The sequence below is a fragment of the Caballeronia zhejiangensis genome (genome assembly GCF_022879815.1).
GTDB classification, from domain to species: domain Bacteria; phylum Pseudomonadota; class Gammaproteobacteria; order Burkholderiales; family Burkholderiaceae; genus Caballeronia; species Caballeronia zhejiangensis.
In genome coordinates this window covers 504,394-527,405 of the sequence record NZ_CP084287.1, presented here as the reverse complement: position 1 = coordinate 527,405, position 23,012 = coordinate 504,394, and the positions used below count along the sequence as shown (strand labels likewise).

Here is a 23,012-nt window from a genome sequence, read left to right as displayed (position 1 = left end):
CAAATCGGCGCCCTTTCCCTTTTGATGAAGCTCTTCGGAATACGTCCTAATGCGGCCATTACGTGGGCAGGCGCAGTCAAGCACCCCCTTCGCATATCCCGCTGATCAACGCCGGTTTGACACGCTTCGTCTCGCTTTTGTCTAACGCCAAGCCGCCTCTTTGCCGCCGAAAATCGGAAAGACGAGTCTTGAAATCATTAGGGCCGTCCAAAAATTCCTCTTAGCGACCTTCCAAACCAAAGGCAAGGTGCGACGCGAACGCTAGAATCTCAACCCCGCAATCAGTTGCTTTGGGCGGTCTCCGTGCGCCGCCATAAAAGCAGCTGTAAGCGCAGGAGGACAAAACATGAACATTCAGCGCCCTACTATCAGCAACGTTCGACCGCCCTTTAGCGATCACTCGAACGACATTTTCTTTGCTGCGGTCTCGACGACTCGCATGCCAATGCTTGTCACCGACCCAAATCAGGTAGACAACCCAATCGTCTTCGTCAACTCGGCCTTCCTTAACCTGACCGGCTATGACGTCGAAGAGTTAATGGGAAATAATTGCCGTCTCCTGCAGGGACCGGAGACGAGCCGGGCAACGATCTCCGAGATCCGCGACGCGATCGCCGATGGGCGGGAGATCAACACCGAGATTCTGAACTACCGAAAAGACGGTTCAAGCTTCTGGAATGCTCTGTTTATTTCGCCCGTCAGGAATGAGGCGGGTGACATCGTGTATTACTTCGCTTCGCAACTCGATATTAGCCGTCGACGGGACGCAGAAGAGGCGCTACGGCAGTCTCAGAAGATGGAAGCCCTCGGTCAACTCACCGGCGGCATCGCACATGACTTCAACAATCTGCTGCAGGTTATGAGTGGGTACGTGGACATCATGAAGCTTGGGATCGAGCACAAATTCGATCTCGGTCGATTTGTCATGCCGGTCGAGCGGATGCGCGATGCCATCACACGGGCCTCCACACTGACACAGCAACTGCTTGCCTTTGCACGCAAGCAGGAGCTGCGCGGTCGCGTCATTAACCTCAATTCGCGGCTTGCCGACATTCGCGAGCTGGCCGACAACACGTTTGGCGAGACGAAAGCCCTTTCGTTTGTCCCCGATCCGTCCTTGCGTAACTGCCAACTGGACGTATCCCAGTTCGAGGTCGCGGTGCTCAACCTCTTACTCAACGCTCGCGACGCGTTGCAGGGAAGAGATAACCCTCAAGTGACCGTGCGCACGGGCAATCTTTCTTTGACCGACCGCAGGCCAATCGGCTTCGCCCAACTCACGCCCGGCGAATATGTCTGGGTATCGGTAAGCGACAACGGGGTCGGCATTCCGCCTCACGTGTTGGCCCATGTCATGGATCCCTTCTTTACGACGAAAGAGGAAGGAAAGGGTACAGGTCTCGGTCTGTCAATGGTCTATGGGTTCGTCAGGCAGTCGGGGGGCGCAGTCGACATCTATTCCGAACGCGGTCACGGTACCACCGTCCGTCTTTACTTTCCCGCTGTTGCAGCTGACGCCGGGCCCGACCATGCCGAACGCCGACACGCCGACACCACAGTCCGTAACGAAACAATTCTGGTGGTGGACGACCGACCAGACGTGGCAGAGGTTGCCGCGATCAATCTTCAGCAAGGGGGATACAAGACGATCGTCGCTCATGGTGCGCACGACGCCTTGGAGGAATTGATCCGCCACCCGGAAGTCGAGTTGCTGTTCACGGATCTCATCATGCCGGGTGGGATGAATGGAGTGATGCTGGCTCAAGAGGCCAGGCGCCGCAAGCCCCTTCTACGCGTGTTGCTAACCACCGGTTACGCGGACACGTCAATCGCAAGAAACGACCTCGACGGGACGGAATTTCCCGTGCTGCACAAGCCCTATCAGGCCATCGAGTTGCGTGCGGCGATTTCGCAGGCACTTCATAATCCCGGCACCGATAGTTGAGCGCTCGTTTCGCGGTGAGGGGGGCGTTTCCAACGCACGTGATGACTCTGGAAACCGCGCCCCTCGCGTCTGGCCTAGTATTTGCGATGCGCCAACGAGTTTAATTCGGAGACGTCTATATGAAATGGCATCACCTCGCCCTGGTCGCCGTTGTCGGGACTGCAAGCCTCGCCGTGCAAGCTCAGGTGGCTGGAACTCAACCCTTGAGCGTTACGGTGCAGCAGTCACAAGCGTTGCTTCAAGGATGGAGTGCAAAAAAGGGAATACTTGGAAAAGCGGTGTACAACGACAAAAACGAGAAGATCGGCTCGATTCTGGACTTGGTAGTCTCGCCGGATGCCACCGTCTCGGCGGCGATCATCTCCACCGGCGGATTCTTGGGCGTTGCCACGCACGACGTAGCGGTGCCTATTGCCTCTCTTGAGATCCGCAACGGCAACTTCTATTTGCCGGGCGCGACGAAGGATGCGTTAAAGGGCACCCCGGCGTTTGAGTACAACAAGGTGGAGGCCTCGCCGAAGCCGCGAAAGCTGAAGGCTGACTAAGCTCCAACGCCGGCTGACCTACAGCGCGGGGCAGCGAACTGGCCTCCCCCGCCGATCCACTCCAGCGGAACGTGCCAAGCAGGAATGTCTGCGCGTAGCCCCCGATGTTTTTATTGGGATTGGAAAGCGTTCGCTCCTTCTTCCGCGTGTCTGAAAACCCGGGTCCGCTCACCCTCTGCTAGGACGCGCTTCTTAGTTACAGACCGACCGGCCGACGCATAACCCATGACTGCCTCAAACTCGCGGGGGTGGTTACGCTTGAACCGGTTGAAAAATTCGTCTCCAGGTAGCCCATTATCTAGCGCCATGAGGCAACCGTAATCGTATGCAGCGCAGTCGCTGAGGAGCGCGATGGCGTCCTCTAACGCTCTGTAGCGCACCTCGAGAGGCTCCTTTTCGGCGAAAAGCGTATGAAGTTTTCGATACGATACAAATCGCTGGTGCTTCGCTGCGCGTTGCAGAAGAAAAGCAATGATGTTGACTCGTTCGGTATCGTGCATGGGACACCCTAGAGAGATTGCGGCACCTGCCGTTCACCTTTCGGCGAGCGAGTCCGTCCCTCCTCGCGAAGGCGAACAGCCGGCGAACGCGAAGTTAATTTACTAATATACCGAGGCGACCGACGCGTCAACGGGGACCGGGAGGGCGCGTTGCGCCGTCGCCGAACGGCAGTAGGCGAAGGACGAACGAGCCGTTTTTTTGCCAGCCCCTCTCTTCACGGGAGGGGGGTTAGCTGCCAGTTCGTCCCTAGAATGGAGAGGTGACCAAAGCAACGACCGTTTCGGGCTGCTGCGATCGCTTGCAGCCGTTAAGTGCTATGCGTGGGTGCCTGATTTCGGCTGCGCGTCTGATACCGCGCTGCGGAAATCGCGACATCGTTGCCTTTGGGGCTCTTCGCCTGCGCAACGATCAACGCCGTTGGTCACGCTTTCTCGAGCGCCCAACTCCTCCGTGCGACGGTCGCCGCCACTACCACTTCTTGCCTTGGTCGTCATGAAAATTCAGTCGGTCGATCTCGACGGTCAGCTCATTCGCGTTGGCATTCGCCGCGCCAACTCTGCATTGCCGCCCCTCCTCATCTTCAACGGGATCGGCGCCAATCTGGAACTGCTCGAACCTTTTGTCGAGGCGCTGGGCGATGTCGAAGTCATTATTTTCGATATCCCAGGGGTGGGCGGTTCGCCCACGCCGCGCAAACCATACCGCTTCTCTACCTTGTGCGTGCTGACAGATAGACTGCTGACGGAAATCGGCTACGACGGCGAGGTTGATGTGCTGGGCGTGTCTTGGGGAGGCGCGCTCGCGCAACAGTTCGCGCGTCGGTTTCCGAAGCGCTGTCGGCGACTCGTGCTAGCCGCTACGACTCCGGGCGTAATCATGTTTCCCGCGCGCCTATCCGTTCTTTTGAAGATGCTAGGTCCCCGCCGGTACCGGGACCCCGCCTTCCTTCAGAAGGTCGGTGCCGAGATATATGGTGGCGCGTACAGATGCAACCCCCAGTTGCTCAAGGAACACGGACACCACATGCGAAAGCCCAATGGGCGTGGCTACATCTATCAGCTTCTTGCACTGTGGGGATGGAGCAGCTTGCCGTGGCTGCGACGCCTGCCGCAGCCCACGCTCGTCATACATGGCGACGACGATCCAATCGTCCCCCTGATCAATGCGAAAATAATCGCTGCGCGCATCCGGTGCTCCACCCTTCATGTCATTGATGACGGGCATCTGTTTCTTGTCACGCAAACAGACAGAGTAGCAGGTCTAGTTCGCGACTTCCTCGAGCGCCAGGCACCCTGTAATTCCTGAAAAGTCTGCCCACGTACAGACTCTGATCTACTCCGGTGATACGATCGCACCCTGCCGTGCAGCAACCGGACAAATTTGGCATCCAAAGGGGGCTTGCCAACGGCTCAGCGCGTCAAGCTTGCCGCCCGACGCTTTTTAATAAGTAACTTTTACGGGATACGCCGTGACGGTAGCTAGTCGCAATAACGTTCACGTGTCCGGTGAAGGGCGCGCTACGATGGTCTTCGCTCATGGGTTCGGCTGTGACCAATCCATGTGGCGTTACGTTGCCCCGGCCTTTGGCGATCGCTACCGAACGGTGCTCTTCGATCTCGTAGGTAGCGGAAGGTCCGACCTCGCAAGCTACGACTTCAAGAAGTACGGGTCGCTAGACGGGTACGCAATCGACCTTCTCGAGATCATCGAGGAGTTCGCCCGCGGGCCAGTCATCTTCGTTGGACACTCTGTCAGTGCAATGATCGGAATGTTGGCGGCAATTCAGGCGCCCGACCGATTCGCCGCAAATATCATGGTCGGTCCATCCCCCTCGTTCATCAACGACGGCGAATACGTTGGAGGATTCGAGCGGGCGGACATCGAGGACTTGCTCGAAACGCTTGAAAACAATTTTCTCGGGTGGTCCAGCACGATGGCGCCGGCCATCATGGGCGCTCCCGAGCAGCCCAAACTCGCAGAAGAGCTCACGAACAGCTTCTGCCGAACGGACCCGGAGATCGCCAAACACTTCGCCCGCGTAACGTTCCTCGCGGATCATCGGGCCGACTTGACATCGGTGACCACCTCAACGCTCATCCTGCAATCTGACGACGATCTGCTCGCGCCGGTCTGCGTAGGCGAATACATGAACCGGATGATTCCGGGCAGTTACCTAGCGATCGTGAAGAACATCGGCCATTGTCCGCACCTGAGTGCGCCGAGCGCGAGTGTCGACGCAATCGAGGCATTCATTCGAACCCTAGGGTCCTAGGGCGCGGCGAGGAGAACAGGCATGCGCTGGGACGCTGACACCGCATACGGACGCGCCCCGTGCGGCCTTCTCACCGCTACGGCGGGCGGCAAGGTCCTGCATGCCAATCACACCTTTTATAGCTGGCTAGGCTTGTCTGCTTCGGAGGTGGTTGGCGTTCGACGCTTTCAGGATTTTCTCACCATCGGCGGCGAGATATTCATGCAGACGCACGTCATGCCGCTGTTAGAGATGCAGCGCTCCGTCGCGGAAGTCAAACTCGATCTCCGTAGCAGCGACGGACGTGTTCTTCCTATGCTCGTCAACGTGTCTCGTGTGAGCGAGGGAGAGCAAGAACTCGACGAGTTCGCGGTCATGATTGTGGGTGACCGGCACAAGTACGAACGCGAGCTGGTTCATGCACGCCAGCGCCTTGAAGAATCTTTGAAGGCAAAGGACGCGGCAGAACTTGCCCTCAGATCTGCAGACAGACGCAAAGATGAATTCCTCGCGACGCTCGCTCATGAGTTGCGCAACCCCCTTGGAGCAATGCGTTCAGCGATCGACGTGCTTCGTCGACCCGAACTAACCGCTTGCGATATGTCCCGGCCGTTGGAAGTTCTTGCCGGTCAGTTGGCTCAGGCGTCTCGACTCACAGACGACCTGCTGGACGCGTCGCGCATCGCCGAAGGCAAGCTCGAGATCAAGAAGGTGCCGGTCGAGATCGGCGCGATTTTGCAAGAGGTGGCTGAGAGCACGCGGGCACGGCATTTCGCGACTGGGGCCACGCATGAGCTCGAAACCACGATGCCGACGGAGACAATTTACGTCTTCGCAGATCCTGTTCGGTTGGCCCAGGTCGTCCAGAATCTTTTAAATAACGCGCTGCGGTACACGCCGACCGGCGGCAAGATCTGGCTGTCAGCGATCAGAGATGGCGACAGTGCGCTCGTGACGGTCCGCGACAATGGAGTTGGAATCCCGCCCGAGGACTTGCCCACAATATTCCAGATGTTCGCCCAAGCTCCATCAGGACGCGGCCGGCTGATGGGCGGCCTTGGCGTCGGACTTGCCCTGGTTCAGGCTCTCGTAGAAATGCATCAGGGCCAGGTGACGGTCGAAAGTCAAGGGCCCGGGTACGGAAGCACGTTCGAGGTGCGGCTACCGGCGCTCCAAGATGAGCACACGCCCCCACCCCTGCCGACCCCCGACGTTGCGCCGTCAGCATGGACACAACGTCGCGTGTTGGTGGTAGACGACAACGAGGGCGCGGCGTCCAGCCTGATGATGCTGCTCGAGTTGGAAGGTCACTTCGTCAGGACCGAAAACACTGGCTTGGGCGCGCTTCGTGCCGTTGAGGAGTTCGCACCCGAAGCCGTAATCCTCGATCTAGGCTTGCCTGATGTTCACGGGAGCGAGGTTGCCCGTCGCATTCGGAACGATCGCGGCTCAAATATCGCGTTGATCGCCCTTACGGGGTGGGCGCCCGACGCCAACGATGTCGACACCCAAAGCCCCTTCAATGCGTACTTCATCAAGCCAATCGATTTAGATAGGCTCTTGAGCGCACTTGAGCGCATATCGACCCTGTGAGCGCTGCCGGGTATTCGATGCCATGACGGCGCACCGAGCGGAGACAGACGGTTTTCCAGTGAGTCTCGGGCGCGCCTTTTGGCCGTGCTTCGGAGAACCTCACCTGGTCGTAACGATGTTATGCGACTTGCGGCGTAAAGGACGTCTGGCGGTAATCATCGCCGCGCTCGTCGCATTGGAGCCATTGGCTAGTGCCAAACATGCTCGCCGGGCCCCTGGCAGCTAACAACAGTCGACTGATCTTTTGCTCCTGTCAACGATTGCCACATCCGTCTTCACGGCGATAATGCAAACCATGATATCAACGCTTGCCGCAGCCGGGGCCGACCGTTCGCGATAGGGGCGCCGGTGAGATCCGAGATCTCAACAGAGCCGTCGGCATCGCCGTCGCGCGTCATCTATTGCTGAAGGGCTAACGCCGGTGCGCGGTGTTGTCGGCCTACGACCCGCGTGGCTTGCGGCGGAGCATCAGCGTCATCGATGAGTTGAAGCGCCAGGGCGTCGAGCATGCCGATCGAGGTGCTGTCCGCCCGGCAACGCTCCAGACGGACGCGATGGGCTTCGTCCCACTGCTCGAAAAGGGCTTACCGACGTGATCGTTGCGCAGCAAGGTTACGCTCGCGAAGGGGAATCCTCACCGATGCAGCGAAGCGTAGCATCAGGATTCTTCAAGATGTGGCTGTAATGGTTGTTGGCGACCGGAGCACCGCGGCGCACGTGCATCCTCCGCTGTCCGCTGTCGACAGTGCGGATTGACGGTGCTTAGATCGGTAGACTCGCCGCCCAAAGCACTTGCAATACAGCGCGACGACACCGGGCTCGGAATAGTGGACCGCAAGAGTGCAATGAAGGACGGACATTCGTACGTCATCAGCGACAGAACCGTAGGCTTCGCCTCGTTATGGGTGACCGGTCCGAGCACTGGAGCGGTCGCCTCAATGACGCTCGCGTGACGGAGATGAACGTCGCTTTTTGGCCGGACTCAGACGTTGCTCTGCAGCTTGCCGCCCAGCCCTGCCGAACTTGCCTTCGCCGGTGACACAATTGATTCGCTCCGGGAAGCCCTGCATTGCAAGGCTCAGCGGGCACCTGCCTGCGTTCTACGGCGAGTTGACAAATTTATCGGCGCGAAAGTGACAGATTCAATACGGTCTACGGAACAACAGCGCGAAGGTCGCCGGGCCGATCAGATACCCCAGATTCAGCGACATGGACACCCGATCGCCGAGCGTCGTCGCGGCAATCTTGACGATCCAGAAGAACAGCGTGATGTCCAGAACTTTGGATTCACCTTTCATTAGGAAACTTTTCGAGTGTTGCAGTATTCTTGGAGCGACTCGGCGTTACGTCGACAAGTTCGCGCGGTCCTCCCGCGCGGCGCACGCGCTCCGCGACGAGCCACGATGCAAGCGCCAGGCCGCCCGACAGCACTTCGCGCATGCGCTTGACGAGCGCGAGCGACAGCGCCGCCTCCGCGCCGATGCCGGCTAGCTGGCTCGTCAGCACGATGGCGGCATCCTGGACGCCGACGCCGAGCGGCACGAAAAAGGCCACATGCCGCGCAGTTTGCGCGACGGCTTCGATGGCGACGGCATCGGAGAACGTCACGGGCACGCCCATCACCCAGAGCGCGAGGAAGTTCTCGATGGCGCCCGCGGCCTGCCCCGCGAGTTGCCACGCGAGCGCCGCGAGCCACGCGCGGGGACGTTGCGCCAGCGCGCGCAAGGCGGCGTCGAGGCGTCGCGAATGACCCGCGCGCAGCAGCGGACTGTGGCCGAGCACGCGCCGCGCGAGCGCCATCAGCACATCGAACGGCGCGCCGCGGCGCAGCCACCAGGCGCATGCGGCGAGCACTGCGAGCGTCGCCGCGCTCGCCGCTCCAAGCGGCCACAACGCGCGATGCAACGCGACCGAATGCGCAAGCGCGGCGAGCCCGAATAGCGCGAAGATCGCCTGCATGCCGAGCGTAACGAGCACCTCCACGATCACCGACGCGATGACCGCCGATGAATCGCGCAGCCTCCAGCACGCGAGCCGCACGCCGACCACTTCGCCGCCCACGCTCGCGACCGGCAGCAGGCGGCTCACGCCATCGCGTACGGTCGCGGTCCACCATACGAAGCGATACGGCACGGTGCGCGCGAGCAGAATCCACCAGCCGAGCGCATCGAGCGCGAGCGGCAACGCGCGATACGGCACGAGCAGAAGCAACGGCAGCCATGCATGCATGATGCGCTCGCTGGCGTGGCCGATGCTCTCGCGCAGCGAGTAGACGATCACGGTTGCCAGGACGAGCGCGAGCACGCCCGGCCACGCCGTGGCGGCGGCGTTGCGTAGCGACTTCACGCGCGCCCCGCGCCGAATACGTCGGAGAAGCCGCCAAGCGCGACGCCGCGCGCACGCGCCGCCGCGAGCGCCTGGCTCACGCGCGGCGACAGGAGCGCGTCGAGTTCGTCGGCGTGCCGGTAGTCGCGCATCGAAGCCGTAATGGGCGTGTCGCCCGCCACCGCAGGATGACAGTAGATCTCGCCGACTCGCCTATCGTTCACGTCGATGCCGGCGAGCGCCGCGAGCCACGCGGCTTCATCCAGGCGCCCCGTCTGCGTCATGCCGACCACGTAGTCGTTATGCGCGATGCCCGCGCGCGCCAGACGCCGGCGCGTCAGCGCGATCCACGGCTTGAGCCACAACGGGGCGCTCGCTTCCGATGGCAGGCGCATCGCGCGCATGCCGTATTCTCGACCGATCGAGAGTATCAGCGAAAGCACCACGGGATGCACATGCAGATGCTTGTGCGTGTTCACGTGGTCGAGCGCCAGCCCGGTCGCGCGAAACGCGTCGAACTGAGCTCGAATTTCCTCGGCGAGCTGACGGCGCACATGGGGAAGCAATGCATAACGCAGGCCGTCTTTCAGCGGCGCATCGCGCATCCATCCGTTTTCGTCGGTCAACGCGGGAATCCGCGATGCGCCGAGCGTCGACAGTCCGTCGGCCAGCACCACATGCAGCCCCACGCGAAGCGACGGACACTGCCGCGCGCGCCCGACAGCATCCCGCGCGGCAGGTGCCGCGACCATCAGGCTGGCGCACGCGAGGACGCCTTCGCGATGCCCGCGGATCACCGCCTCGTTGACGCGCTCGTGCAGGCCGAAGTCGTCGGCGGTGACGATCAACGCTCGCATGCGCTCACGCCTCGTGCGCCCGCAGAAAGCGGAAGAATTCCACGCCTTCGCGCAAGCGGCGCTTCATCATGCCCCAGCTTGCCAACGAATGACCATTGCGCGTGCCAGCGCACTGACATCACCGCTTCTTCAAAATTGGCAACATGCGAACGAGCACGTTGTCGCGCAGGAAGAAGTGATGAAACAATGCAGCCGCCGCGTGCAAAGCCGCTAGAACAATAATCGCCCATCCCGCCAATTCGTGCGCCTCTCCGACATTGTGATGGGCCGGCTTGCTGAAGGGCGCGAATGGTGGCTTGATCGGTAGGCCGAAGAAACTCATCGATTCGTTCCCGGACCAGCGGAGAACAAACCCGAGCACCGCGACCGAAATCAGCAACGCGTAGAGAAGATAGTGAACGGCCTTGGCGGCAAGTTCGATCCACCCGGTCGATGCAGGCCGAGTTTGATGTCCAGGCGACAGGCGCCAGAGGACGCGCAACAAGAGCACAGCTGTCAGCAGTATGCCGAACGACATGTGCGCGACGATAAGCAGATGCTTCGTCGGCCGAGGGGCGAAGCCCCATACCTGCGCGAGAACGAACTGCGTTAAGACTAGAACGGCAGTGAGCCAATGAAGTGCAATCGAAGTTCGGTCGTACGTCGTTTTATCATCGCCGGCGACGATCCGGGTAGCGGTGTTCGAAAGTTTAGAAAGCTGATTTCGTTGCATGGGTGAACCTTTTGTCGATGTCAGGTCTTCACGGCGAGATGCCAGTCCGTGACATCATCGATTCGTCCGGTAAAACGGAAGTGCATAAGGAAGAAATAGCGCAGTACGGTCCGAGACCAGCGAGGCATCGATGCGCCGAAATCCCCGTGAGCATCGTCGGTGCTTGCCGCCATCGTATGAGCGTACGCGAGGTAACCGCAGAGCCGTGCCAATCCCACAAACGCGATGATAATGACGGCAGCTAATAGTCGAAATCGAAGCGTCTCGAAGACTGCTTCGCTCGTACCAAACATCGAAATGCTAAGGAGTTGGGAGCCCTGCAATAACATCGCCGCCGCAGAAGCCGTTCTGAGGTATGTCCGAGCAATGCCGACAGTAACGGTTTTCAAGCGTCCGCCTTGGATTTCAGGTTACACCGCTCATTGGCCAAAGGTGGCTGCAACTGCGATCGCCTTGAAAAGTCTATACGCCTCTCCTGACGGTTTCCTTGTCATCGCGAAGGACGGCAATTGCGCCACCGCTCGCGAGCCTCTTAAGGTTGCCTTAAGCAAGCGTCACGCAGGCTTTGGGTCCCGAGGCGCTACTGTCCGACGACATATGGCTCAGCTACATGTTGCCCACCTGTTCTTCGCCTTTGCTGCTGTGCCGTTCGCACTGTGCTCCGCCTTGGGAGTCGTATATACAGTGTCGGCCTGCTTTTTCATGCGACGATTCTTTGCGCACCCAATGCGCGCGCCCGTTTGCTTCCCGGCCGTGTCCATCGTCAAGCCGCTGCATGGCGACGAGTGGCAATTATTCGAGAACTTGTCGAGTTTCTTACAGCAGGACTACCCAGGCCCGGTTCAATATATCTTCGGCGTCCATGACGGTTGTGACTCCGCGCTCCAAGTTGTCGACATGCTACGCACGCGCTTTCCTGAAAAAAGCATGACCGTTGTCGTGGACGGCAGGCTCTACGGGCCTAACCGCAAGATCGCTAATCTTAAGAATATGGTGGATCATGCGGAGCATGATGTCCTCTGCTTTGCCGACAGTGACGTACGCGTAGCCCCAGGCTTTCTTCGCGACCTCATGAGTGCGCTTCAGCAACCCGGCATCGGTCTCGTCACCAGCGTTTATCGCGGAACATGCGCGCCGGGTTTCTGGCCGCGAGTCAGTTGCGCCATGACCGACTACCATTTCCTGCCGGGCGTGGTCACCGGACTGTCGATTGGACGCGCGCGACCCTGTTTCGGCCAAACCATTGCCATGACGAAGGCGACACTGCTGCGCATAGGCGGCCTCGCGCAGTTTGCGCATCATCTCGCCGAGGATTACGCGATTGGTGAAGCGGTGCGTGCCAGCGGCTTATCGGTCGCCATTCCGCCGTTCGTCGTGCGTCACGCTTGCGTCGAACGCACATTTGCGCAGTTGATCACGCACGAGTTGCGATGGAGTCGCACGATTCGCGCGGCCGATCCAATGGGGCATCTCGGGGCTGTCCTGATGCACCCATTTCCGCTTGCTTTGCTGGCCTTGCTTCTTTCTTCGGCTAACGCCTTGGCCTGCGGGCTAATCGCGCTGACGTTGATGGTTCGCGCGATGCTGGTTTTGCAAACGGATCGCGCGACAGGAGCGCGTTGCGGCAGCCTTGTGTGGCTGCCGCTCTGGGATGTCCTTCAGTTCGTAATCTACCTGGGCAGCCACTTTTCGTCGCGCGTGTTATGGCGAGGACAACGATTCCATGTAGGCGACGATGGTTTATTGTCGCCAGGTGTCCAACATGACGCGAGCCCAAAATGAATATTAAATTAACAACGGGTCTTTCTTACAAGGCTGTACTCAGATGAATTACCTCGGATCCCTTGCTGCCATGCTCGGCCTGATGATCGCGGGATGGCTCATCTGGCGAGATGATCCGGTAGCAATCCTGCATTTGCTTGAGTCCGCTGGCGTGGGACTAGTGCTGGCTGCCCTCGTGCATGTTCTTCCGATGGTGCCTAACGCGTGGGATTGGCGCCTGCTGATACGTGATGCCGAGCGCCCCTCCTTTGCCACCATGCTGAAGCTCGTCTGGATTCGCGAGTCGATCAACGGCCTGCTGCCGGTGGCGCGAATCGGCGGGGAGATCGTTTCGTTTCGCTTGCTGCTGCGCGTCGGCGTGCGCCCTTCAACCACCGTGGCGAGTCTCGTCGTCGACATGCAGCTCACCTTGATCAGCCAGGTCGTCTTCGCGCTCATCGCGCTCGGATACGTGCTGGGGCAGACGTCGTCTGATTCCGCGCGCTTGGCGGGACAATTCGCGTGGGGTCTTGCAGCACTGATGCCAGTGCTCTTGCTGTTCACGCTCGTGCAACACGCACGGCCGTTCCAACGCGCCGCGCGGACGGTCAACCGGATCACTAGCGGGAAGGTGTACTCGCTCGTCGGCAAGTCGGCGCACATCGACCAGTCCATCAAGCTGATCTGGCGACAGACCGGGCTCGTGCTTCGTTACTTATTCATCTGGCAGACGCTTCAGTGCCTCGGGCTGGCGCTCGAGATCTGGGTTGCATTGCGCGTGCTGGGAACGAACGCAAGCTTCCTAACGGCTTTCGTGCTCGAAGCGATGATCCAGCTCCTGAGTAGTGTGGCTTTTGTCATACCGGGCAGCATCGGCGTGCAGGAGGGCGGCTTCCTTCTGATCGGCAGCATGCTGGGCATCGATGCGAGCACCTGCCTCGCGCTAGCGGGCGCGCGGCGCGTGCGGGACCTGCTGTTCTTCGTGCCTGGAGTTATTTACTGGCAAGCAGCCGAACGTTCTTTCGGTTTGCGGCGGCCGACGGTTGCGACGACGGCTAGGAAAGCGGCCGATGCGGATGCAAAGTGATCGCGTGACCATCGCTGCGACTCGCGGATTCGACGCAAGCGGTCCATGCGACCTCGCAATCGATTGTGTTGCATGCACCTGGATGTCCCCATCATGAGTGAATTTCTCTTTGACGGGTTTGCTGTCGACAAGCTGATACAAGGCTTTCATTCGTCTGTACTGCCTCAGCGCGAACCGGACCACGCGACCCTGGAAGCCACGGACCGCGCCGTCAGGCACTGGACAAGCAATGTCGTGGGCCCACTGAAGCCTGGATCCGACGCACATCGCCGAGAAATGTGCACAATGTTTCGTGAGACATTTAGCCCGTACCGGCCATCGGTCCTCGATTGGCCTCGGCTCGAGCCGGACGCACTCAAGCGAATCGTTTCCCTTCCGATATGGGACATCGCAGTACAGACCGAAGGCCGCGCGCGGCTGCGCATGGCGGCGTATGCGGCCACCCTCAGCGAGCCAGACGTGCGCGATGCGCTGGCTTTGAACGCCTGGAGGAGAATCGCCACAAGGAGGTGCTGTCACGAATGGTAGCTGCGTACGGTATTCCGCTGGCGAGCGAAGCGCCTTATGTTTATCCCAAGGATGCCGAATGGGTTTATCTGGTCACGGGCTATAGCGAGTGCATTGATAGTTTCTTCGCTTTCGGCCTGTTCGAGGTGGCCCGCCGTTCAGGACTCTTCCCGCCCGAACTCGTCGACACTTTCGAACCGGTCATGCAAGAGAAATGCCGCCATATCCTGCTCTTTGCCAACTGGGCCGCGTGGCATCGATCAAGGCTTTCCTGGTGGCGGCGCATCTGTTTTGAGATGAAGGTGGCCGCAGTGTGGGCGTTTCTGGGCTGGGAGCGCATGGGCCTTGCAAAGACGCTCGATGCCGAAGGCAACGAGCACAAGCAGGATAACAACTTCACCGTAAGCGGCGCCCAGTCGCTATCGCCGGTGCAGATCGACGTGCGCGTACTCATGGAGTCGTGTCTCGCCGAAAAGGAATGACGCTTCTCCGGCTATGACCGGCGGCTGCTTCGTCCTGAAACGATCCCGAAGCTAGTCGGCTTCGCGATGCGCTTCATGCGAAAGCGCTGAGGCGGTTGCGATTCGTAATTGTTGAGTCGTATCATTTTGAGCAGCCACGTTGCAATCCTGATCCTCACGATTTTTGACGGCCTAAATTAGTTCGAGCGCATCGCAAAAATCGGGCGATTTCCTGTGGGCGAATAAATCCTGCAAGCGGACTGTCATCTTTGAGGGCACATATGAAAACGCTCTTTCTCCAGGCACCTTCGTTCGACGGCTTCGATGGCGGAGCGGGCTCTCGTTTCCAGACGAGGCGCGAGATTAAGTCATTTTGGTACCCGACATGGCTTGTGCAGCCCGCCACGTTGGTTGAAGGTAGCCGTGTAGTGGACGCCCCGGCAGATGGCCTGTCCCTAGCTGCGACATTGGACATTGCTCAAGAATACGAGCTGATCGTCATCCATACGAGCTCGCCGTCATTTCAGAGCGATGTGCAATTCGCAGAGCATCTCAAGCGCCGCAATCCGCGCGCCCTCATCGGGATGATCGGGGCAAAGGTCGCGGTCGATCCGCACGGCTCCCTCGCCGCGAGCGATGCGCTCGATTTTGTGTGCCGCGAAGAATTCGACTTCACATGTCGAGACATCGCTCAGGGACTCCCGTTCGAGTCGATTCTCGGCTTGAGCTATCGCTTGCCCGACGGTGGAATTATGCACAACGAAGCCCGGCCCATTCTCGAAGACATGGATCAGTTGCCGTTCGTTGCGCCCATCTACAAACGTGACCTCAAGACCGAGAATTACTTCAGTGGCTATCTCAAACATCCGTATGTCTCGCTCTACACGGGACGGGGTTGCAAGTCGCGGTGCACATTCTGCCTCTGGCCGCATACGGTCGGCGGACATCGGTATCGCACGCGCTCGGTGGAGAACGTCCTTGAAGAGGTGAAATGGATCAGGGACAACATGCCCGAAGTGAAGGAAATCATGTTCGACGACGATACCTTCACAGATCTAAGGCCGAGGGCCGAAGAGATCGCTCGCGGACTCGGCAAACTAGGAGTGACGTGGTCATGCAACGCGAAAGCGAACGTCCCGTATTCAACCCTCAAAGTGATGAAGGATAACGGCTTGCGGCTTCTGCTCGTCGGCTACGAATCGGGCGACGACCAGATTCTCGTCAATGTCAAAAAAGGGCTGCGCACAGACATGGCGCGCCGTTTCAGTGAAGATTGCCGCAAGCTCGGCATCAAGATTCACGGCACGTTCATTCTCGGGCTTCCGGGCGAAACACACGAAACGATACAGAAGACGATCCAGTATGCGAAGGAGATCAATCCGCACACGATTCAAGTATCGCTCGCCGCGCCGTATCCGGGGACGGTTCTCCACAAGCAAGCGGTCGAGAACGGATGGCTCAAAGAAAGCAAGCACATCATGCTTGTCAACTCGGCGGGCACACAGCAATCGACCATCGGCTATTCACATCTGTCGCGCGAAGAAATCTTTCTTGGCGTCGAGGAGTTTTATAAGCGTTTCTACTTCCGACCAATAAAGATCTGGGAGATCGTCCGCGAGATGCTGGTGAGTTGGGAGATGACGAAACGACGCTTGCAGGAAGGCGTGGAGTTCTTCAGATTCCTGCGCGACCATAGGGCCTGAAGCGCCATTTGCACTGCAACGCGGGCCGACAGAGAAGACGACTATGAGCCAAGTGGTCGATGGAATGTTCAGCCGCTGCTGGACGGACCGACGCCGGCACTTCGAGCGTTGCGCTCGTCCACTTACGGCTTGTCGTTAATGCCAGTGGCGCCCTTGTGTTCGCGTCCGTTGCTCCGGCGCGCTTCGTTGATCGCGCGCAGTACGGCAAGGCCTGGCTGCGCGGGCGGCCAGACCGTCGCTACTGCAGCAGGACCCCGACGTCGGTCGGCTTACAGCTTGGGCGCAGTCAAAGGCGCTCTGCCCCCTGTCTAGGACTTAGGGGTCGCCAACAAAGTCCGCAGTTCCGATGTCCGGTCGGTCTACCCAAATTCATCCGTGGCGCTAATTCAAGCTCTCAAGCGTGTGCCCTGTTCACAAGGGACCCGCGACGGACGTCCCGCACCTTAAGAGGGACTGTTAGTTTCCGTATCCTTCGCGACGCTTATTTGCCGAGTTTGGATTCCGTTTGCTTCGCAGGCTGTAGATGTTCGCCCAAGCTCAACAGTTCGTCGCGACCGAGAGCCCTGACGTCACCGTCGCTGGCATCAATCGATTGATCGCTGAACTTCTTGATATCTGATCCATGAACGGATCGCTTCTCAGGCATGAGATTACCCTTCCGCTTCGCCAGTGCAAAAAGTGCAACGAACCTGTCGTCGATCTCCATATGTTTCTCTTACGCACGTTATCGCTGGCTCTGGCGCCGGCTGCTCCCTTGCCCGTCGATACTCGGAGTCCTGCCATGAATACGCCGATCCGCCGGCCCGCGCCCGGCAACCCTTTCCCCTCGTGACTCAATGGGTCACGGTCGTCTTCATGCTGTTGTCCGGGGTCTACCTGTTCGCCGCGGGCGTGTGGCTCGTGAGCCTCGGGGAATCGCCGTACTACGCAAATGCCGGCATTGCGATGCGGGTGATTGCGTGGCTAGTCTGGCGAGGCACCGCCCGTGCGCTCTTGTATACGCCGTGCTGCTTCTCAGTACGCTGGCCTGGGCGGTCGCCGAATCGGGCCTCGACTGTGACGCCGCTCGCCGTCGACGGAACGATTTTCTTTCGCACGCCGCGTCCCGCGACCGGGAAAGAACGGTAGCGACCTTGCGGGGGTCCTTGCCGCGAGTCGATAACGCAAAGATCCTTTCCTATGCGAAAGGCTCATCGCTTGCTTCGGTGATCTGAGCTCCGATGCTTTGGGCACCGCGGCCACGACATGATGCCGAAGTACCAGAGCGGATATCGTCTGGTCGGAAAAGATGCGCCGGAGCTCGGGTCGAGCTCCGGCGCGTTGCCCGTTACGGAGTCTCTTCGCGTCGCTTACTTCGTCGTGAAAACCGAGATGCCGCCGTTCGGAAATTGGCTCGAAGTGCTGGGCTGGAAGGGCACATAAACCTGGCCGAGAGTGCTGTCCACAGCGACGGAGTGCGCGCCCGCTCCAATCGCCACCTTGTAGAGCAACTGTCGCGTCGTGCCGTCGATCACGCCCATCTGCGGGCTAAGAGGCGTTAACAGAATGACTTTTGCAGGTGTCGCCAGCATATGATGCAGCAAGCGATTTTCATGAAGGCCTCGTGGATGAAAGCGAGCCGTTCGAAGCGGATGCGCAGTCTGCGGAAGTTGTGAAGCCACGAGATGGTCCGCTCCACAACCCAGCGTGTTTTGCCTAGTCCGCTACCGTGGGGCTGACCGCGCCGAGCGATTTCGGTTGCAATGCCGGCGGCATGCAGTGGACGTCGATATTTGTCGTGGTCGTAGCCTCTGTCGCCTTGAACGACCCGAGGCTTTGACAGTGGTCTGCCACGCTTGCCGCTGATAGGCGGGATGGCCTCGACCAGCGCTTGAAGTTGAGTGACGTCGTTACGGTTGGCGCCGGTCAGTATCACCGCGAGCGGGATGCCCTGCGCTTCGGTGATGAGGTGGCGCTTTGAACCGGGTCGCGCGCGGTCTGTGGGATTCGGTCCTGTTTTTGACCTGAGCCCACAGCGCGGATTGAAGAGGAATCGACGATGACGCGAGACCAGTCGATTCGGTCAGCTGCACGCAGCCGCCCAAGCAGCACCTCGTGCAGTTGCTCCCAGACGCCTGCCGCCTGCCAGTCCCGCAGGCGACGCCAGCAACTCATGCCGCTGCCGCAGCCCATCTCGCGAGGGAGTAGGTCCCAACGCAGGCCTGTCTGTAAGACGAAGAGAATGCCGGTGAGCACCGCACGATTGTCGAGCGGCTTGCGCCCCGGATAACGGGCCCGGCGTGGCTTCGGAGGGGGCAGCAACGGTTCGATGAGTGCCCAAAGGTCGTCGTCGAGTAGCGGCTTGGCCATGTCCTTTTCACCGTCGAAACAATGAAAAGGTTAATCTATGAATTAGTAAGGACCTCCGAGGCGGCGGGGCTATCGCGACGCTATGTCACGATAGTCTTCCCACCACCAGGCGAAGGAGAGCGACATGGACAGGATTGCCCGTATCGGTGTTGATCTAGCCAAGAACGTCATGCAATTGCACGGCGTCGATGCTGCAGAGCGCGTGGTGGTCAGGAAGGCGGTCTCCAGAGATAAGTTTCTGGAGTGGTTCGCGAATCGAGAACGTTGCGTCATAGCAATGGAAGCGTGCAGTTCGGCCCACTTCTGGGCACGCAGACTGCGTGAGATGGGCCACGATGTCTGCCTTATTCCACCTCAGTTCGCTGCCCCATATCGTAAAGGCGGCGCCCGTGTGAAGAACGACGCGCTTGACGCCGAGGCAATTCTGCGAGGCAGCGAGCCGCCCGCACATGCGTTATGTTCCGATCAAGACTGCTGCCCGGCAAGGCGTCCTGGTTCTTCACCGCGTGCGCCTAGGGTTAGTTGAAGAACGTACGGCTCTTGTCAATCGGCTGCGCGGTCTCCTGGCTGAATTCGGTGTCTTTCTGCCCCAAGGGATCAACAGGTTTAAAGCTGGCTTTGTCGAAGCTGTGGAGAACGGTTCAAATGAGCTTCCGGGGCTAACGCGCACGGCGCTGCTTCGCGGCTGGGCGAGATTCAGCGAGATCGAGGGTGAAATCAAATGGTATGACGCGCAGATCGCACAGCATGCCAGGGAAGATCACAACGCGAGACGCGTAGTGGAAATGTTTGGCGTCGGGCTGCTGACTGCGTCGGCAGCAACTGCGACCGTGGGCGACGCCCGCCAATTCCGAAACGGTCGGCAGTTTGCGGCGTGGCTCGGGCTCGTGCCGAAACAAAACAGCAGTGGCGGGAAGGACCGACTAGGGCGTGTGACCAAACAGGGCAACGAATATCTGCGCACCCTTTTGTTCCAGTGCGCGCGCGTGACAGTAACTGCTGCAAGGAGACGGAAGGACAGGTTGTCCAGGTGGATCGCCGCGCTATCGGAGCGTGTGGGGCATGGTAAGGCGTTGGTGGCCGTTGCGAACAAACATGCGCGGGTACTTTGGGCGATCCTGGCGAAGGGCGAGCGATTCAACCCGGACTATATCGACATGCGACGTGCCGAAAGCGACGCACTTCCGCGATCCGTAACTCATTAGGCGTAAGCTTTTTAGCAGCATCATCTGCAGACGCTCGAAAAGGATAAGCGACAGGTCAGACCGGCAGCGGGCGAACTCGCGGGGTGACAAGGCAATGTCTTTTGGCATGGGCCGCTCTATGAATGGAGTCCCGCTGCGCGGTTATTATCCGGGCCCGAGCCAGTAACGAGAGGCTCAACAAGGCCGTTTATAGGTATGCAGTCTGCCCAGCCGCTTCGAACCGATTGAGTTGTGTGAAGACGATGTTGCCGAGCGAGATTTGAAAGCAGCAACCCCTTGTTTTGAAGAGGAGGTCCTTATAGGTCACCCCCGTTTTTGCAACACTGAATTTAATGAATGGATGGCTTGCACAAATCTATCCGGCGTCGTTATGGGGACTACTCCCCGCGCCTCGATGAGAATCGCGCCTGGCGGTCCTGATAACAGGGGCAGCTTCATGAGCTCGTTAACCTTTCAGGATTTCCGTCAGGCCGGTTTGCCGTTCACGTCATCAATATTTCAGCAATCGCAAAACCAGATGGGTTGACTACCGTGAGTCAGTAAAACTGGTGACCGCTTACGCACCGTGCTCACGCACGCAGCTCGAATACAGCGTCGCGACTCGCGATCGCCCATGCGATTCGCGCGAACTTGTTGGCCAACGCGCAGGTCACCACGTTTGAGTGTCGCCGTGCAAGCATCGAGCGCACCCAATCGGCCACTGGGCCAGAATAACTGTGCAGATGCAACATGAAGGCGTGGGCACACTGGACGAGCAGGCGGCGAATGTTCCTGTCTCCGCGCTTGGAGATTCCGAGCAGGTTCGATCGGCCTCCCGTGCTGTACTGACGTGGCACCAACCCGACGGCGGCCGCAAAGTCCCGGCCGCATCGATATTGCTTGCCATCGCCGAGTTCGGAACTGAGCAGGCTAGCCGTAATTGGCCCGACTCCGGGAATCGTCAATAGTCGCTGACCGATGGAGTCATCTGCAAGCTGTCGGTTGAGTTCCTTTCCGATCTCGTCAATCTGCTCAACAAGGTATTTGAGATGTGCATGCAGGCGCTCAAGGATCGCAACGATACGTGGCGGCAAGGGATGCTCCGCGAGCAGGGCTGGCAAGCGCCTGACAACCGCATTGCCAACAGGGAGTGTCACGCCGAACTCGAGCAGGAACCCATGCATCTGGTTGGTGGTTCGCACCTTGTCCCTCACCAGTGCGTCGCGTACCCGATGCAACGCAGACAACGTCTGCTGCGATTCAGTCTTCGGCGTAACGAAGCGCATCGACGGTCGGGAGGCCGCTTCGCAGATTGCCTCTGCGTCGACGAAATCATTCTTGTTGCTCTTCACGAACGGACGTACGAACTGCGGTGAAATCAGCTTTACCTCGTGGCCGAGCGCTACGAGCTTGCGGGCCATGTAGTGAGCCCCTGCACATGCCTCCATGACGACGGTACATGGCTGGAAGGTGGCGAAGAATTCGAAGAGCTGCTTGCGGGATACCTTTCTGCGAAACACGGCTTTGCCTGCCTTGTCCTGACCATGAAGGTGAAATGCATGCTTGCCCAGATCAATTCCGACCAGCGTGACGTTTTGCATGGCTGTGATCTCCCAAGCAAATTCCCGGCAGCGTACACCCGCTGCGCGGGAGGGGGTGACCATCCCATTACAGGATTCATCGAGGGTTAACAGCCCCTTCGTTCATTTTGTTAAGGGTTCTAAATCCCGACGACGCCGCCGTGCCGCTCGATACATAGTGCCGCGCGGGGAGGAAATACCGGTTCGGTCGTTTTGCTTGTACGCGCGCGAGCGCGTCAGCTCAGGTAACCAGGCAGAGAATTTTTCCAGTCAGAGAAAATCCGGTTCAACCGCTGGCGAACGGCCTTCGATAGCGTCATGCGGCCATGCCGTGTCATCGAGCCAATCAGCGTTGGGATGAGCGCCTTCAAACGTTTGCCGCAGATCCGATCGCCCGCCTCCCGCAGGGTGATCATGTGTCTCTTAGGAAATGTTTGGCGCTGGAAACTCGCCTGTGCGTCAGCCACTTGGTCAAATGAAACGAGGCCGAATGCGGCCTGAATACAACTCGTTCGTTTGCGTCAGCAAAGCGCAGGCAGTTCCTGTTCGTGCAGGAGACAAGCGAGTTCAACATCACGCCGGTGCAATACAGTTTGCTCACGGCGCTGGAATCGCTCGGCGAGATGGATCAGAACTCGCTCGCCATCGAAGTGGGACTGGAGCGCTCCAGCGTCGCGGAAGTCATTCCGCGACTGAACGCGCGCGGGCTCGTTAGCCGCACGCAGGCAGAACATGACAAGCGGCTGCGGCTCGTCAAGCTGACGCCGGCGGGCAAACGCCTCGTCAGGAAGATGGCCGCCGCCGTTCAGCGCGCGCACGATCGCACGATCGAGCATCTGTCGCCGGTGGAGCGCGACGTCTTCATGCTCCAAATGATCCGTCTGGTGGAGGCGAACAACGCCGACAACCTCGTGCCCTTCCGGCTGCCCGACAGCCAGTTGCTCGCCGAGGACGAAAGCGAAGCGGACGCAACGTGAAGCGGAGTTATTCCGATGAAGACCGGATTGTTCTGGTTGCAGGTCGCGAGTGAACTCGGCTGCGTCGGCGCAGGGCTAACTTACGATCTGCGCATCGTTCTAACGGAGATTCGCCGCTCAACGGCGTGCCGCAATCTCGTGGATAACAATGAATTCGTCACCGTTTGCAAGATAACAGTCAGACGTCCGCGAATTGCAAAAGGGTGGTCGGCGAGTGTCGGAGCGAGATGCAGTAATCGAAGATATATCGCAAGCTCGGCAGACACGGCCGGGCCATGCCCCGATCGTCGGATCTCCAGACGGCCACCGATCTCACGGTCAATCCAGCACAAAAAACGTCCGGCCGGACACTTTAAGTCCCGCGTTTATTCCGTCCTCGCCCGCAAATATATTGCCGCCGCCACGCGGAACAAATCCTCCAGCCCCGCTGTTTTGCTATCGACGGCCGCGACATCCCGCAGCGGCCAGGATCGGCCCGGTTCGATCCGCAAACCGGCCACGGCAGGAGGCATCATGCACCGCGAAATCTTCGTGCTGGATCACAACTTCTTCAGTTTCGGCTGCATCTATCGGGTGGACGTGCGCAGTCGCAGCGGCCGCCTGATCGAAACCCGCTACGTAAAGCTGAACGATATCCCGTGGTGCTAGGCCGCCTCCCCGACAGTCAACGACCA

19 protein-coding genes and 3 pseudogenes are annotated in these 23,012 nt (G+C 59.4%); 12 read left to right on the top strand and 10 right to left on the bottom strand.

Translation table 11 applies throughout. The features are described from left to right. Positions 1-346 precede the first annotated feature (346 nt). The 5 genes from LDZ23_RS32155 (at position 347) to LDZ23_RS32135 (ending at position 6,835) form a co-directional block, all read left to right on the top strand. The gene (locus LDZ23_RS32155) at positions 347-1,945 is read left to right on the top strand and encodes a histidine kinase famiy protein (protein WP_244808450.1); all 1,599 of its coding nucleotides are present in this window, start codon (positions 347-349) and stop codon (positions 1,943-1,945) included. Between the two features lie 119 nt (positions 1,946-2,064). Beyond that, complete coding sequence (locus LDZ23_RS32150) at positions 2,065-2,490, top strand: PRC-barrel domain-containing protein (RefSeq protein ID WP_244808449.1); 426 nt, start codon at positions 2,065-2,067, stop codon at positions 2,488-2,490. A gap of 993 nt (positions 2,491-3,483) precedes the next feature. Then, a complete protein-coding gene (gene phaZ, locus LDZ23_RS32145) occupies positions 3,484-4,296 on the top strand; it encodes a poly(3-hydroxyalkanoate) depolymerase (protein WP_244808448.1) in 813 nt (270 codons plus the stop codon). Positions 4,297-4,459: 163 nt separating this feature from the next. Continuing rightward, the gene (locus LDZ23_RS32140; RefSeq protein ID WP_244808447.1) at positions 4,460-5,263 is read left to right on the top strand and encodes an alpha/beta fold hydrolase; all 804 of its coding nucleotides are present in this window, start codon (positions 4,460-4,462) and stop codon (positions 5,261-5,263) included. Positions 5,264-5,284: 21 nt separating this feature from the next. Next, positions 5,285-6,835, top strand: coding sequence for a hybrid sensor histidine kinase/response regulator (locus tag LDZ23_RS32135; RefSeq protein ID WP_244808446.1), 1,551 nt, complete (start codon positions 5,285-5,287; stop codon positions 6,833-6,835). Positions 6,836-7,977: 1,142 nt separating this feature from the next. On the opposite strand, the gene LDZ23_RS32130 is transcribed toward LDZ23_RS32135, so the two are convergent. The 5 genes from LDZ23_RS32130 to LDZ23_RS32110 all read right to left on the bottom strand — a co-directional run bounded on the left by LDZ23_RS32130 (position 7,978) and on the right by LDZ23_RS32110 (position 11,118). Continuing rightward, complete coding sequence (locus LDZ23_RS32130) at positions 7,978-8,133, bottom strand: hypothetical protein (protein ID WP_342346293.1); 156 nt, start codon at positions 8,131-8,133, stop codon at positions 7,978-7,980. Further along, a complete protein-coding gene (locus tag LDZ23_RS32125) occupies positions 8,123-9,181 on the bottom strand; it encodes a lysylphosphatidylglycerol synthase domain-containing protein (RefSeq protein WP_244808445.1) in 1,059 nt (352 codons plus the stop codon). The genes LDZ23_RS32130 and LDZ23_RS32125 overlap by 11 nt, the downstream gene beginning before the upstream one ends. Next, complete coding sequence (hpnK, locus tag LDZ23_RS32120; RefSeq protein WP_244808444.1) at positions 9,178-10,017, bottom strand: hopanoid biosynthesis-associated protein HpnK; 840 nt, start codon at positions 10,015-10,017, stop codon at positions 9,178-9,180. Before hpnK ends, LDZ23_RS32125 begins: the two co-directional genes overlap by 4 nt. A 118-nt stretch (positions 10,018-10,135) precedes the next feature. Then, a complete protein-coding gene (locus LDZ23_RS32115; protein WP_244808443.1) occupies positions 10,136-10,729 on the bottom strand; it encodes a cytochrome b in 594 nt (197 codons plus the stop codon). 20 nt (positions 10,730-10,749) lie between these two features. Then, a complete protein-coding gene (locus LDZ23_RS32110) occupies positions 10,750-11,118 on the bottom strand; it encodes a hypothetical protein (protein WP_244808442.1) in 369 nt (122 codons plus the stop codon). A 208-nt stretch (positions 11,119-11,326) separates the two neighbouring features. Between LDZ23_RS32110 and hpnI the strand changes: the two genes are divergently transcribed. The 4 genes and pseudogenes from hpnI to hpnJ all read left to right on the top strand — a co-directional run bounded on the left by hpnI (position 11,327) and on the right by hpnJ (position 16,248). After that, entirely contained in the window at positions 11,327-12,511 is a 1,185-nt protein-coding gene (gene hpnI, locus LDZ23_RS32105; protein WP_244808441.1) for a bacteriohopanetetrol glucosamine biosynthesis glycosyltransferase HpnI, read from the top strand. Positions 12,512-12,554: 43 nt separating this feature from the next. Next, positions 12,555-13,577: a lysylphosphatidylglycerol synthase domain-containing protein gene (locus LDZ23_RS32100; protein WP_244808440.1), complete on the top strand. Its 1,023-nt coding sequence runs from the start codon at positions 12,555-12,557 to the stop codon at positions 13,575-13,577. A 93-nt stretch (positions 13,578-13,670) separates the two neighbouring features. Beyond that, positions 13,671-14,656: pseudogene (locus LDZ23_RS32095) on the top strand (ferritin-like domain-containing protein). Positions 14,657-14,826: 170 nt separating this feature from the next. Then, positions 14,827-16,248 carry a hopanoid biosynthesis associated radical SAM protein HpnJ gene (gene hpnJ / locus LDZ23_RS32090; RefSeq protein ID WP_244808439.1) on the top strand — a complete coding sequence of 474 codons (1,422 nt, stop codon included), beginning with the start codon at positions 14,827-14,829 and terminating at the stop codon, positions 16,246-16,248. Positions 16,249-16,729: 481 nt separating this feature from the next. Here hpnJ and LDZ23_RS32085 read toward each other — a convergent pair whose 3' ends face one another. From LDZ23_RS32085 to LDZ23_RS32075, 3 genes are all read right to left on the bottom strand, one after another. Continuing rightward, the gene (locus LDZ23_RS32085) at positions 16,730-16,954 is read right to left on the bottom strand and encodes a hypothetical protein (protein WP_244808438.1); all 225 of its coding nucleotides are present in this window, start codon (positions 16,952-16,954) and stop codon (positions 16,730-16,732) included. A gap of 643 nt (positions 16,955-17,597) precedes the next feature. Then, positions 17,598-17,762, bottom strand: a complete 165-nt coding sequence (locus LDZ23_RS32080) for a hypothetical protein (RefSeq protein ID WP_244808437.1) — start codon at positions 17,760-17,762, stop codon at positions 17,598-17,600. A 23-nt stretch (positions 17,763-17,785) separates the two neighbouring features. Beyond that, positions 17,786-18,597 (bottom strand): IS5 family transposase gene (locus LDZ23_RS32075; RefSeq protein WP_244808436.1). Its coding sequence is split into 2 segments (ribosomal slippage): positions 17,786-18,249 and positions 18,249-18,597, totalling 813 coding nucleotides; the frame shifts between segments, so codons are not numbered across the junction. 124 nt (positions 18,598-18,721) lie between these two features. Between LDZ23_RS32075 and LDZ23_RS32070 the strand changes: the two are divergent. Then, a pseudogene (locus tag LDZ23_RS32070) lies at positions 18,722-19,802 on the top strand (IS110 family RNA-guided transposase). 569 nt (positions 19,803-20,371) lie between these two features. Here the strand turns inward: LDZ23_RS32070 and LDZ23_RS32065 are convergent. Together LDZ23_RS32065 and LDZ23_RS32060 are read right to left on the bottom strand one after the other, a co-directional pair. Next, on the bottom strand, positions 20,372-21,382 hold the full coding sequence (locus tag LDZ23_RS32065; protein ID WP_244808435.1) for an IS110 family RNA-guided transposase: 1,011 nt from the start codon (positions 21,380-21,382) through the stop codon (positions 20,372-20,374). A 215-nt stretch (positions 21,383-21,597) separates the two neighbouring features. Beyond that, positions 21,598-21,777, bottom strand: a complete 180-nt coding sequence (locus LDZ23_RS32060; RefSeq protein ID WP_244808434.1) for a hypothetical protein — start codon at positions 21,775-21,777, stop codon at positions 21,598-21,600. 123 nt (positions 21,778-21,900) lie between these two features. Here LDZ23_RS32060 and LDZ23_RS32055 point away from each other — a divergent pair. Then, a pseudogene (locus tag LDZ23_RS32055) lies at positions 21,901-22,338 on the top strand (MarR family winged helix-turn-helix transcriptional regulator); the annotation flags it as partial. A 15-nt stretch (positions 22,339-22,353) separates the two neighbouring features. Then, a complete protein-coding gene (locus tag LDZ23_RS32050; protein WP_244808433.1) occupies positions 22,354-22,986 on the top strand; it encodes a hypothetical protein in 633 nt (210 codons plus the stop codon). Positions 22,987-23,012: the final 26 nt, after the last annotated feature.